The sequence below is a fragment of the Halorubrum halodurans genome (assembly GCF_002252985.1).
Classification (GTDB): domain Archaea; phylum Halobacteriota; class Halobacteria; order Halobacteriales; family Haloferacaceae; genus Halorubrum; species Halorubrum halodurans.
Genome location: NZ_NHPJ01000132.1, coordinates 67359 through 79377, shown reverse-complemented (window position 1 = coordinate 79377; position 12019 = coordinate 67359). Strand labels below are relative to the sequence as shown.

Here is a 12019-nt window from a genome sequence, read left to right as displayed (position 1 = left end):
ATATTTAGCTGACAGTATTAGTTTGTAGATTGTACAGACACTAATCTGAGATAGTATTTTAATCAACTTTCCACGGATGTAGATGATATCCCGCCATTGCCTGGGTACAATTTATTATTAACCGCCTACAGCGAGTCGTTTACATTTTATATTTAGAAAAAAAAAACGATGATTTGAATATTTCTATGATATCCTATTCCATAGCCTGCCTCTTTCAGCACGCAAAAATGAATAGATGACAATTATATCGGAATTAATTTATGAACGGCAAGCGCGTCCTCGTCACGGGCAGAGCGGGCTTCATCGCCTCGATCCTCGCGAACCGCCTCGCGCCCAACAACGACATGATCGCCGGCGGCGACTGCTACCTCGGCGGCTCGGACAACCTCGACGAAAAAGTAAAATTCGTCGCGGCGTCCGTCCTCGAAACCGACTACCCCGCCGACGTCGACGCCGTCTTCCACCTCGCCGCGCTCTCCTCGCGGAACATACACGAGGCGGACCCCCAGCGCGGCTACCGCGTCAACGTTGAGGGGTTCGTCAACACGGTCGAGTGCGCCCGCAACCAGAGCTGTGACACCGTCGTCTACGCCACCACCTCCTCCACCTACGGGAGCCGCACCGAGCCCTCGCACGAGCATGGCCGTCGAGGCGCACACCGCCTACGAGGCACCGAAGCTCGCCCACGAGCCTACGCCGAGTACTACGCCAACCACCACGACATGAATATGTCGGGCCTGCGCTTCTTCTCCGTCTACCAAGGCTTCGCCGGCAACGAGGGACACAAAGGCGAGTACGCCAACACTGTCGCGCAGCTCGCGGACACCATCTCCCGCGGCGAGGCCCCAGAGCTGTTCGGCGACAGCAGCCAGACGCGCGATTCACCCAGTCGCGGACGTCGCGCGCGCCTGCGAGCTCGCCGCCGACGAGGAGTTCACCAGCGTCTACAACGTCGGCACCGAGGAGGCCTACTCCTTCAACGAGATGGTCGACATGATCAACGACGCGCTCGGCACGGACATCGAGCCGGAGTACATCGAGTGCCCGTTCGACGGCTACGTCCACGACACGATGGCCGACTACTCGCAGTCCCACGAGGCCACCGGCTGGGAGCCCGAGATCGACTTCGTGGAGGGCATCGAACGCGTCTGTGCGCCCTACCGCGAGACTGACGCTCCCGTGACGAACTAGGCGGGACGCGACACGAGGTGTCTCTCGCTGAGAGAACGAGTTCTATGCTCGAATTTTATTGTCGGCACAGATACGCCGTCACATGGCAGTGACGAAGTACCGGATCGTCCACAGGCACCGAAATTACGGTAATGACGTCAAACACGTCGATGACCTCACTAAGTTCGGGAGGAGCTCGTCCGACTGAGAACTTTGCCAGTATACGAACTCGGAGGACCGCCTAGTTATCACCTATGACGACGTTTTGTACTCGAACTGGATATGTCCGAGTGTAGAGTGGTTCTACACGTGAGCGACGTACCGATTTTAACCGAAACGATCGCCGATACGATCTACTGGATGTCTAAACAGTACCCACAAAAGGGGTTGACGACGTAGTTTACGTCGGTGAGTAGATCTGATCCGCAGAAGTTCGGTCCCCGAGAGCTGAGTCAAACAAAACGATATTAATCAGCAAGTACCACCATATGGATTCACTATTGGTTAAGCGTGATCTGCCAATCCAGCGTAATCCACACAGATTCAGAGAACCATCGTTTAGCTGTCCGTACCAGTGTCTTCAGTCAAATCATCATCGTCATCACCATCTTCATCCATATACCGCCAATTTTCAGTATCTAGATGTCCTTTGAGATATGATTCACCGTCTTCGGTGATCATGTAGACACCATTGCCTAAGCTTTCGAGGAGACCCTCCTCATCCAGTTTCTTACACCGCCGATCAACATGCTGTCTAGAGTAAGGTAGAGATGCCTCTGTAGTCATCTTCGTGGGTGTTGTCGGCTTATTTTCATGAAGGAACTCTAAAATTCGATCGTCAAGAGAAGTCATCCACTTGCCTGAGTGCCTCATAGAGCACATATCCAATATCACAGTCTATAGTACGGACGAATAGCACTTATAGACAGTACAAAGCACATATCAAATACTATCGTTAATTATATGTTACTGGAGGCCAACTGGTGTTATACGGAACCCGAGTGACGAACCCTCGGCTCGCGAGAAAGTGTAGAAACCCCGGCCGCGGTGCTCCAACACCCAGCCGGGACGGGTTCTGTGCCCGATCACAGAACCATGCTAATACTGGCAACTGCGGGGCTTAAGCCCTGCGAGACGACTGACGGATCGAACAGTAACAGCTCCGGCTGTAGGTTGTGTCCCAACCCAGCCGACGGCTACGACGCCGCCCTCGACATCCCACTCTGTAGCACGTGTGCTGCAACACGCTGCGTCGATGAGGACACCGTGGAGGGGCACAATGTCTAGCCCCACCGAGAGAAACGCCACCTCGCTCGCCAACCTCTCAGCTACCCACCGCGACCTGCTCTGGGTACTCTCTCAGACTGGCCCCAGCGGGAGCCGTCCACTCCACCACGCGCTCACCGACTACTACACTGACGGAGTCGACCACACCCGAGTCTGCGACACTCTCGAGGAGTTCATCGAACTCGACCTCGTCACCAAACACACCCACGACACGACCGAGTACCGACTGACCGAGTCGGGCCGCCGCGCACTCTCCGCGCGCCAGGCGTGGCAAGCCGGCACTCACAACGTTTCAGGAGGCCGCGAATGACGCGCTCCAACGACCCACGGGCCGCAGACCTCACCCAACTCACGCGCATCTCACTCGACACGAACAACCCGATCTGCCAAGTCTGTGGCCACCCCCTCCACGAAGGCAACGACATCACCGCCTACGCCTACCGCGCGGCCGGCGAGCCCGCGTACGCGATCGGCTACATCATGTGTGGATCAGATGTCCACGAACACCCGACCGTCTTTACCCGTGGTGTTCGCGAATACGTCCTCACGGGCCACATCGGGACGTGTTCAAACACCCAAACGCAATCGACAACGTTCGTCTTCCTCGATCCGACCCCAGTCGTCACGAGCCCCACGACGACCGCCGACCCACACGTCCACCCAGACGCCCCGACACCACGAGACCCAACCGACCCGCCACAGGAAGAACCAACCCCGCTTCTCACGGCGGTTCGAGAACACGCCCGTTCTGATGGTGGCTGTCCACGCGGGGGGTCGGAGTAATGCTGGCCGATCTGACCCATCAGCCCATCACCAGCAGGTGATCGGCTATGAAAACACACCAGCCTGCGGCCCGCAAGCGAGGGGTCCGGCTCGTCAGCCACGCCACGGACATCTCCACCGAGGGGATCACCTGTCCAGCAGTCTCACCCCGGCTGACCGAGTGGGTCCCAACGCTCCTAGACAAACTCCGGCCACAGACTGAGAAGATCATCCGCGAGCACGCCACTACGGATCCGTGGCAGACGAGCTCTCAGCTCCTCGCCGAAATCCTGCCAGCGTGGCAACAGACGAACGAACCGTGGACCGACGACATCGCCGAAGCCGTCGCATACACCCGCGCCATCACGACACTCGCGCTCACCTACGGAGATGAACCCAGCAGTTCGCTCAGTCCGTACCACCAACAGCGACACGCTGATCTCACCGACACCGTCACTAGCATCGGCACGGGGCGCGGGCCAATTAACGCCGACCTCGGCGCGCTCGCGAAAGGGCCGGTCGCACTCCATCGCGAACTCGACGCCCACCCGACCACCTTCACCCTCTTGTTAGACGGCGACGCGTGGACTTCCCTTACGGACCGCCGCACGGGCGTCCGCGCACTCGCGGCGATCGCCGTTCTTGCTAATGGGTTCGACGTGAGAGTCGTCGCCTCTCCCAGAGTCCGCCGACACCTTGTGAAGCGGTATCCAAAGTGGAGTGAGTGCCACCTCGATCTTACTGGCAGCCGGGATGGGTCCCCTCACACCGACCACATCCGAACTGTCGAGACCGCCTGGAAGGCCATCCGTGACCTCGACACCGAACCGGGAAAACGCCGGCTCCTCGGAAACCTCAACCACGAGTACGCCCAGAGCTACCGAGATCTCACCACCGACCACGCGATCGACATCGCCGAGGGCACCATTAGTAGGTATATCCTCGATCTCGAGGACCGTGAGTTAGTCACTGTCGACCGCTGTGGGAAGCACAACACGGTCCAGCTCACCGACCTCGGCAAACTGGCCGTACACGAGTGTCTCGACGACACCGACGACCTCATCCACCCGAATCAGCGCCGACTCGATGAGCGTCTTACTGGGACCCCTCAGGAATCTACAAGTACAGTGTCGCCCCGCCGAGAAGGAGAAGAGACACCGACGCCCGACGAGTGGGTGGCCGCAACCGGTAGTCCAGAGGGAGACGCCGAGTACGTCCAGTGGCTCACTGGTCCTGAAAACGCCTCCCTCCACAAACGATTCACCACCGTTGCCCACGACGACGCCATCACCCTCGTCGACGACCACCCACACCCATTCGACGACGGCCGCGTTGCGTACCTCAGCCACACCAACGATCAAACCCACGTCGTGCTCCAGTGGGGTGGCCCCCTCGCAACGCTGGGACGTCTCGCGGGAGCCTTACTCAGCGAGAAAGCGCTCTCGAAGATCCTCTCCCCATCACGACTCGGCCATGAGTTCGAAGCGATCGCTGACACCCAGGCGTATCCCGTCGAGCGCATCCTGCGCCGTGGCCACCAAGTCGGCTGGTACAGCGACGCTGAAACTACTTACGGCGCGTGGCGTGCGCGAATCACCACGGTTCGAGATCGGCTTCTCGCGAAAGTCGCCGAACTCACAGCCAGCGACGACACCGCCGCCCGCGCCACCCTCTTCGCCGATCTCCACGGCCTAATCGCCTCAGCCACCCAGCTGTATCACGCAGCCGGCCTCGAGCTCACGACCACCATTAGACTCCCGGATACTGACGCACTCACACGCAACCCCACCCAACTCCAAGATCTCTGTACGTTTCTCGCCAAGACAGTCCCCAAACAGTCTGTTTACGGAATTCACGCAGGCTACCGCATGCTGTTCGAAGACCGGCCCGCAAAGCTACGCCGGCGACTCCCCTACGAGGTTGCGCCCGACACACAGTTGGATCTCACCATGTCGTGGGTGCTTGCCGGGCCGACTGTCACAGACCTCGGCGAGCAGATCACCACGGCGCTCAGAGGAGAACTCTCCGATGTCCGAGAAACAATCGCCGACGGCACCGAACACGCACCACCCCTCAAAATCCCCGTCGTCGACGGGACGACTTACCCCGCCATCCGGCGGGCAATAGAGAGAGTTGCGATGACCCACGACGTGCAGTGGACACCCCGCGAGCGACAGCGGCTCGTGCGGCTGTGTCTGCGCTCGTTCAGCCCGGCGGACACCCACCGAGCGTGTCCGTACGACGTCGTGGCGAGCCTCTTGGGCGCGCTGAACGAGTCACCGACGCCGACGCCTGCGGAGGTCGAACGCGCAGCGGCCACCCGCTCGCCGACACGCTTTCGGCCGGATCTGCCGCCCACCGCGACCAAACTGTACGCCACACTCCTGCGAGCAGCCCAGCCGTGTGGCCGTAGTGAGCTCATCAACCAATCGGGCATCTCGGCAAGCAGTTACGATCGCCGAATCAGCGCCGTCAGCGAGCTTGAACGCGTTCAACCTGTCCACCTCGACGGCCACAGACGGTGGACCACCACGGACACAACTCCCGCAGACGTTCGCTCAACCCCGCTGTTGGCGCACCGACAGACAACCTTCACAGAACGCGTGTGCAGCCACACCAGCAGGTGGGCCAGCCAACGCAGCGCCCACGCCTGGACAGCCCTGTTCACACCACACCTCATGTACAACGACACCAGCCGTCCGATGAACACAGACAGCATAGCCCCCGATCACCCAAGCCCACAGAGAGGCACCCACCAACCCACAGCAATCCACCGTACCGAGACACCATCGCTCCACTCGAAGCAAGGGGGTGAAACACAATGACCACCCCGACACTCGATCTCGAAACAACGGTCACGCGCGACCACCCAGTCACCCACAAGTCGGCCACAATCCAAATCGACCGCGATGAGTTCGATGCGTCAGTCGTCAGACTCGCCTTCAGCGGGCAGTGGGGGACGACGTACGTGACTCTCACAGCAACAGAGGCGCACACAGTTGCGAGCGCACTCGAACAGACAGCCAGAGACGCCGCCAACGCGGAGGTCACCGATGAGTGACGACCCCAAAGACCGCGAGGAGATCCCAGACGTCGGGGGTCGCAATCGCGAGGAGACACCCACGGACCATGACCCCACGAACGGGCGCTGGCTCGAAGGGAAGTTCGCTGACGCACTCGAAACGTGGGGGTATCTCACCGCCCGCAACGAGCAACTCTTCGGGCTTGAAACCGACGTCCTCGCGCGCCGACAATCCCCACGAAACGAGCCGGACGATTTCATCGTTGGTGAGTGTAAAGACTGGCACACAACCCTCGTCGGTCGCGACGCTGTCGCCGCAATCTCCCACCGGGCCGCACTGGCTCGCGCAATGCCCGTCCTCGTCGTGGCCAGAGGCGTCACCGCCTCGGCGTGGGCGCTCGCCCAACAGCTCGATGTCCGCATCCTCACCATCGAGGATCTCGAGAAAGACGGGCTGCCGCCGCTCACGGAGCATCGACCACCCGTGGGAACGTTCCGTACCCGCCGAGAACCTTGGGTGAGGGAACTGCGCGAACACGTGCCGTCAATAGTGAGCCGGCAGAGCACCGTCGATATCGAGGCGCCGGTGTTTTTCGCTGGTGGGACAAGCCCGTGTTATGTGCCAGACAGAACGGGCAACGACGAGTACGTCAGCGCTTACGACAGCGACTACGAGTTCGATTGACGCTCTCCGCGTCCTAAAGCGCGAGGCGTTCACGTCATATTTTCCGTAGTGACGTTTTGGCAATCACGACCATTTTGACTTGACCTCGAAATCGACAATGACTCACTCAGAGCCCCGATCCGCATCGTCGACCCCTAAGCCAGGTGTCGAGAGAAGGGTTATGACACTAGAGACAGTAGTGACATCTATGCCAATCGACATCGAGACCTTCACCGAGTCCGACGACGAGGAACTCACGGCGGTGACGAACGCAGAACGGGTTGTCCGGTTCCTCTACCAGAACAACGACAAGGCGTTTACCCCTTCCGAGATCGCGGATGCTACCGGAGTGAAAAAGACCTCCATCGGTACCGTGCTTCGTCGGCTCGAGGAACAAGATCTTCTCGAACACAAGGGTGACTACTGGGCGATTGGCAACGAGCAAGCGGTCCGGGATACGTTTCGGTTCCACCGTAATATGGACGCTTTAGACGAGCAGTTCGGTGCGGAAGATCTTGAAGAGTGGCGAGATCACGCCGCAACGAATTCATCCGAATGAGTGGGGAACGTGGAGACGTGGTGGTCGCGACCGACCCGTTCAGAGACGACGAGTCGGCGGGTCGTCCGTTCCTCGTCGTCAGTACGGACGAGACGCCGTTTCACGGCGAACAGTACATCGCGCTCGCACTGACCACGCGAACGTGGCACGACGAACGGATCCCGCTCGAGGACGCTCACTGGATGGACGGGGGTGCCCCCGAGTCGAGTTCGATCATGCCGTGGTCCGTGAGCGCCGTCAGAACGGAGTGGGTGAACTATCGACAGGGGACGCTCCACGAGGACGTCGTGGATCGAGCGGTTGATCGCGTCGTGACGTACCTGACGTCCTAGTTCCGAAACGACAGCGAGAGACTCGTGTACGTCACTGTGGTCGTGGTCACGTCGTGGTCATCACTCCAGGTATCGACATCCGATACGCTCGCGTGGTACCGAGATTCACCCATGTCGCGGACTCGCGCGCGCGCCTGCGAGCTCGCCGCCGACGAGGAGCCCACCGGCGTCTACGACGTCGGCACCGAGGAGGCCTACTCCTTCGACGAGACCGTCGCGATGATGGACGACGCGCTCGGCACCGACGTCGACCCTGTCTACGTCGAGTGCCCCTTCGACGGCTACGTCCACGACACCATGGCCGATGCCTCCACGTTCCGCGCGGCCACCGGCTGGGAGCCCGAGATCGACTTCCGGGAGGGCGTCGAGCGCGTCCGTGCGCCCTCCCGCGAGGCCGACGCTCCCAGGACGAACGAGGCGGGGAAAGCGGGGCCGTTTCGAACTGCTCGTGACTGCTCAGCGGTGTTCTCCCTGATCTCACGAGGTCCGGACTCATATCGATGCGTTCTGTGTTAGGGTTATCGCTAACACTTATCCGGACGCTCCACGTCAACACGCGTGTGGATGAGCGATGACGTCACCGTGCTCGAAGACGAGATCGAAGCCTACGCCGATGGGACCGTCGCCCGGGTGCGCGTGCTCTCGGTTCCCACCTCGGAGCGATTCGAGGAGGGAATCAAGTACTCCTACCATTACGGCGAAGCCGGCGCGACGGACCCGATCATCCGGTTCGATAACCACCACGGCGTCCATGAACTCCACCTGGGGTCGGAAACGTTCGAGATCGACTACCCCGGACTTGCCGAGATATTCCGCGCGTGGCGGGCGGCACTCCCGGCAGGGAAACGTGCCGACTGGTGACGCCTCTCGAGTACGGTGACTGACGAATGATCACGACTCCACCCCCACATCATGACCCGAACACTCCACGTCCGGATCGAGTCTCCGGATCGTAGCGACCTCGAGAAACGGCTCGAAGCGATCGACGTCGGCGAGGACGTCGAACCCGGCGAGACGACGCTGTCGATCGAGAACCTCGAGACGTTCGGTCGCGTCTTCCGGTCGACCAACCTCGAACTCTTAGAGGCCATCGTTGAACACGAGCCGGAGAGCATCCGTGAACTCGCACGCCTCGTCGATCGAAATCCACCGGACGTCCTCGACAACGTGAACGAGCTCGCCGACTACGGGGTCATCGAGCTCGAGGAGAACGGCAGTGCGAAACGCCCGGTGGTGTGGTACGACGAAATCGACGCGGACCTCCCGCTCACGACCGTATCGGGACGGAGCAAGGCGAACGCCTGAGTGCCGGGCAAAACCGGTGTTAACGATGTCGACCCTGTCTACGTCGAGTACCCTATCGACGGCTCCGTACACGACATGGTGGCCGACTACTCCAAATTCCGCGAGGCTACCGGCTGGGATCCCGACCCGATCCGAGAAGCCGCGATCACCGTATCCCGGTTCACAACGCACCCACCGAGGACCGACCTACCAGGTCAGCCCCTCGTAGGTGATCCCCTCGCGCCGCTCGATGATCCGCCGACCGTCGACGACGACGGGCTCGGCCATCGCGTCGAACGCCTCGTCAAGGGCCGCGAACTCGTCCCAGTCGGTCGCGACGACCGCGCCCGACGCGCCCGCGAGCGCGTCCGCGGCCGAGTCCGCGTACTCGACGTCCGGAAAGACCTCCCGCATGGTCTCGGTCGCGACGGGGTCGTAGCCGACGACCGCCGCCCCGCGCTCCACCAGCCCCTCGATCAGGGGGATCGCCCGCGAGTTGCGCACGTCGTCGGTGCCGGGCTTGAACGCCAACCCGAGGACGGCCACGCGCTCGCCCGCGACGTCGACGTGCTCGTCGAGCAGCGCGAGCAGGCGCTCCGGCTGCCGGTCGTTCACCTCGACGGCCGCCTCCAGGAGAGGCGGCTCGTAGCCCTGTTCTCGGGCCGCGGCGCGAAGCGCGTCGACGTCTTTGGGGAAGCAGTTGTGGACTGCGAGCCCGTCAGTTGTGACGAACGTGTGAGTGTCCGCGACTTCTAGTGAATACACGGGAATCGGCTCCTCCGAGTCGATCGTCTCGATGTCCCGGACACGAACCGTCGTGTGTGTACCCCCGTCGGTGTGGCCGGTAGGTGCGATCGATTTCGCATAGTTGTCGAGCCGTCGATCGATCTTCGCCACGTCAGCGTCGAGAAACAGATCTTTGAGTTCGTCGATCTGTTCTTTGGAACTCACCCGAAGGAAGTGTGCTGGCGTCGTCGATTTGGCTGACTGCGACGTCTTATAACTCGGGACGATCCCGATACTGTGTAACAGCAGCTGCATGCCGGCGATCAACTCCTCACTGACGGATCCGTAATCGTAGACGACGGCGTTCGAATGCTTCGGATATGCGATGTGGCCGTCACCGCGGAACAGACCGGACAGAACGGCCTTTCGGTGCGGTACTGGTTCCTGATAGACTACGTCCGGAAGCGCAGCTGAATAAGAGCCCGTCCCGCAACCGAGATCTTCGATAAACCGAGCGAATATTCGGCTCGATATCTCGATCTGTCTCGTCGTGTCTCGCCGGCTCGTAGTGTACCGAATTCCTAACGATTCGTAATACGACTCAACGTCCGAAACGTATTCGGGTTCGTCCGTAGGATGGAAACTCAGTATGACGCGTCGACGCGTCGTTGATCCGTGTCCAGAGTCATCGTCGTTGATGTGTCCTTCGCTGAGATAGTAGCCCACGAACCGCCAGAACGCCTCATTAGCGGGGATGATCGCCGGGACGTAGGTCTGTCCGCCACCAATAGTGGTGTATAGCGAGACGTCTCCCCGATCAAAGTCGAGTTGGTTTTCGAACTCAAGGAACACGTCGAGCGGAAGGTAATTCTTGCGGCAGAACTCGCGGACGCGATCGTAGCTCTGTCGTCGATTGTACTCCTCGAGGACGTTCCGTAGATGGGATTTTTTATCAGCGAGGTCGAACGTCGGTTTGAGATACACCTTCTCGGCCGGGAGATCCGGATCGCCAACGACGAGATCGATCAGATCGAAGTGACCAATCGGATCGACAGTGATGTCCGTGTACACCGGAATTCGGTCCGTTTCCGTCAGTGATCCAGCCGTTCGAACGAGGACATCATCGCCATCAACGACGAGCATCGGATGGTCGTCCGTAACCGTCACTTCCTTGTTCATCTTGGTTCTGATTCGACACAATTCGCCATCATATTCGCGGCGAGTTGCCTCGAGAACTGATTTGAACGTGCCGTTTCCGCTCTCGTCGTAACTGAGCACGGAGACGTCATCCACACTTTCGGTCTCCTCGTTCACGTATCGCCCAAAGAACTCCTCGAACGTCAGGAATCGAGTTCCGTCGTCGTCTTTCGCCAATACTCGTTGATCACCGGTGAGACAACTCCCGCCCCAGCCGACCCCCGACCGCAGGAACCGCTCGCCGATCCGGTCGTCGAGCCCGACCGCCTCCATCACCTCGTAGGCGTCGAGCCCGAACTCCTTGCTGACGTTCCCGAGGTCGTTCGCGAGCGAGATCTTCGTCGCGAGGAAGGCGTTGTTGGCGTACTTGATCAGCATCGCCGTCTCCGGGTCCGTCCGGACGACGGGGCTGTCGGTCGATTCGATCAGCGGCGCGTACAGATCCTCCAACGTCGCGAGCGCCGACGCCGACGCCGTCCCGAAGACGATCTTGTCCGGGTTCCGGAAGTCCGAGACGGCGGTTCCCTCCCGGAGGAACTCCGGGTTCGTCGCGAGCTCCACCTCGCCGGCCCCGTCACCGAGCCCGGTCGCGAGCGCCTCTCGAACTTGTTCGAGACCCGGCGGCGTGATCGTCGACTTCACGACGACGAGGTGCTCACGGTCGCCGTCGAGACCGGAGAGCGCCTCGCCGACCATCTCCGCCGCCGCCGACAGCGGACCGAGATCGATGCTCCCGTCGGGGTTCGACGGGGTGCCGATCGCGAGGAACGTGAGGTCCGCGTCCGCGAGGTCGTCGTACGAGGTCGTCGCTCGCAGCCGGCTGCCGACGTGCGCTGCGAGCAGGTCGTCGAGGCCGGGCTCGTGAAGCGGTGCGTGACCCTCGTTTATCGTCTCGACGACGGACTCGTCGATGTCGATGGCCGTGACCTCGTGGCCCATCTCCGCCAGGCAGGCGGCGAGCGTCGTTCCCACGTAGCCGCTGCCGACGACGTTGACGTTCATGGACGAGACGACGG

General features: G+C 60.8%; 11 protein-coding genes and 4 pseudogenes. 12 read left to right on the top strand and 3 right to left on the bottom strand.

What is annotated here, in order from left to right:
* Window positions 1–260 precede the first annotated feature (260 nt).
* Together DJ70_RS18080 and DJ70_RS18075 are read left to right on the top strand one after the other, a co-directional pair.
* Window positions 261–821, top strand: a pseudogene (locus DJ70_RS18080) (NAD-dependent epimerase/dehydratase family protein); the annotation flags it as partial.
* Window positions 822–993: 172 nt separating this feature from the next.
* On the top strand, window positions 994–1191 hold the full coding sequence (locus DJ70_RS18075; protein ID WP_394338461.1) for a hypothetical protein: 198 nt from the start codon (window positions 994–996) through the stop codon (window positions 1189–1191).
* A 537-nt stretch (window positions 1192–1728) separates the two neighbouring features.
* Here the strand turns inward: DJ70_RS18075 and DJ70_RS15335 are convergent.
* The gene (locus DJ70_RS15335; RefSeq protein ID WP_321169301.1) at window positions 1729–1956 is read right to left on the bottom strand and encodes a MarR family transcriptional regulator; all 228 of its coding nucleotides are present in this window, start codon (window positions 1954–1956) and stop codon (window positions 1729–1731) included.
* Window positions 1957–2449: 493 nt separating this feature from the next.
* On the opposite strand from DJ70_RS15335, the gene DJ70_RS15330 reads away from it, so the two are divergent.
* The 10 genes and pseudogenes from DJ70_RS15330 to DJ70_RS15285 all read left to right on the top strand — a co-directional run bounded on the left by DJ70_RS15330 (window position 2450) and on the right by DJ70_RS15285 (window position 9101).
* Window positions 2450–2767, top strand: coding sequence for a PadR family transcriptional regulator (locus tag DJ70_RS15330; protein WP_094534517.1), 318 nt, complete (start codon window positions 2450–2452; stop codon window positions 2765–2767).
* A complete protein-coding gene (locus DJ70_RS15325) occupies window positions 2764–3240 on the top strand; it encodes a hypothetical protein (protein WP_094534495.1) in 477 nt (158 codons plus the stop codon). Before DJ70_RS15330 ends, DJ70_RS15325 begins: the two co-directional genes overlap by 4 nt.
* 47 nt (window positions 3241–3287) lie before the next feature.
* Complete coding sequence (locus DJ70_RS17550; RefSeq protein WP_245810872.1) at window positions 3288–6044, top strand: helix-turn-helix transcriptional regulator; 2757 nt, start codon at window positions 3288–3290, stop codon at window positions 6042–6044.
* The gene (locus DJ70_RS15315) at window positions 6041–6280 is read left to right on the top strand and encodes a hypothetical protein (protein WP_094534493.1); all 240 of its coding nucleotides are present in this window, start codon (window positions 6041–6043) and stop codon (window positions 6278–6280) included. Before DJ70_RS17550 ends, DJ70_RS15315 begins: the two co-directional genes overlap by 4 nt.
* Window positions 6273–6926: a hypothetical protein gene (locus DJ70_RS15310; protein WP_094534491.1), complete on the top strand. Its 654-nt coding sequence runs from the start codon at window positions 6273–6275 to the stop codon at window positions 6924–6926. The genes DJ70_RS15315 and DJ70_RS15310 overlap by 8 nt, the downstream gene beginning before the upstream one ends.
* 187 nt (window positions 6927–7113) lie before the next feature.
* Window positions 7114–7464, top strand: coding sequence for a MarR family transcriptional regulator (locus tag DJ70_RS15305; protein ID WP_094534489.1), 351 nt, complete (start codon window positions 7114–7116; stop codon window positions 7462–7464).
* On the top strand, window positions 7461–7796 hold the full coding sequence (locus tag DJ70_RS15300) for a type II toxin-antitoxin system PemK/MazF family toxin (protein ID WP_094534487.1): 336 nt from the start codon (window positions 7461–7463) through the stop codon (window positions 7794–7796). The genes DJ70_RS15305 and DJ70_RS15300 overlap by 4 nt, the downstream gene beginning before the upstream one ends.
* Before the next feature lie 104 nt (window positions 7797–7900).
* A pseudogene (locus tag DJ70_RS15295) lies at window positions 7901–8186 on the top strand (NAD-dependent epimerase/dehydratase family protein); the annotation flags it as partial.
* Between the two features lie 174 nt (window positions 8187–8360).
* The gene (locus DJ70_RS15290; RefSeq protein WP_094534485.1) at window positions 8361–8657 is read left to right on the top strand and encodes a toxin-antitoxin system TumE family protein; all 297 of its coding nucleotides are present in this window, start codon (window positions 8361–8363) and stop codon (window positions 8655–8657) included.
* A 51-nt stretch (window positions 8658–8708) separates the two neighbouring features.
* On the top strand, window positions 8709–9101 hold the full coding sequence (locus DJ70_RS15285) for an HVO_A0114 family putative DNA-binding protein (RefSeq protein WP_094534483.1): 393 nt from the start codon (window positions 8709–8711) through the stop codon (window positions 9099–9101).
* A gap of 186 nt (window positions 9102–9287) precedes the next feature.
* On the opposite strand, the pseudogene DJ70_RS17870 reads toward DJ70_RS15285, so the two are convergent.
* Both DJ70_RS17870 and DJ70_RS15280 read right to left on the bottom strand, forming a co-directional pair.
* Window positions 9288–9782: pseudogene (locus DJ70_RS17870) on the bottom strand (UDP binding domain-containing protein); the annotation flags it as partial.
* 3 nt (window positions 9783–9785) lie between these two features.
* A pseudogene (locus DJ70_RS15280) lies at window positions 9786–12005 on the bottom strand (nucleotide sugar dehydrogenase); the annotation flags it as partial.
* Window positions 12006–12019 lie beyond the last annotated feature (14 nt).

Excerpts from the sequence above, each read along its gene's own strand:
- DJ70_RS18075 (WP_394338461.1), top strand. The coding sequence starts at position 994 with ATGATCAACGACGCGCTCGGCACGGACATCGAGCCGGAGTACATCGAG.
- DJ70_RS15335 (WP_321169301.1), bottom strand. The coding sequence starts at position 1,956 with ATGACTACAGAGGCATCTCTACCTTACTCTAGACAGCATGTTGATCGG.
- DJ70_RS15330 (WP_094534517.1), top strand. The coding sequence starts at position 2,450 with ATGTCTAGCCCCACCGAGAGAAACGCCACCTCGCTCGCCAACCTCTCA.
- DJ70_RS15325 (WP_094534495.1), top strand. The coding sequence starts at position 2,764 with ATGACGCGCTCCAACGACCCACGGGCCGCAGACCTCACCCAACTCACG.
- DJ70_RS17550 (WP_245810872.1), top strand. The coding sequence starts at position 3,288 with ATGAAAACACACCAGCCTGCGGCCCGCAAGCGAGGGGTCCGGCTCGTC.
- DJ70_RS15315 (WP_094534493.1), top strand. The coding sequence starts at position 6,041 with ATGACCACCCCGACACTCGATCTCGAAACAACGGTCACGCGCGACCAC.
- DJ70_RS15310 (WP_094534491.1), top strand. The coding sequence starts at position 6,273 with ATGAGTGACGACCCCAAAGACCGCGAGGAGATCCCAGACGTCGGGGGT.
- DJ70_RS15305 (WP_094534489.1), top strand. The coding sequence starts at position 7,114 with ATGCCAATCGACATCGAGACCTTCACCGAGTCCGACGACGAGGAACTC.
- DJ70_RS15300 (WP_094534487.1), top strand. The coding sequence starts at position 7,461 with ATGAGTGGGGAACGTGGAGACGTGGTGGTCGCGACCGACCCGTTCAGA.
- DJ70_RS15290 (WP_094534485.1), top strand. The coding sequence starts at position 8,361 with ATGAGCGATGACGTCACCGTGCTCGAAGACGAGATCGAAGCCTACGCC.
- DJ70_RS15285 (WP_094534483.1), top strand. The coding sequence starts at position 8,709 with ATGACCCGAACACTCCACGTCCGGATCGAGTCTCCGGATCGTAGCGAC.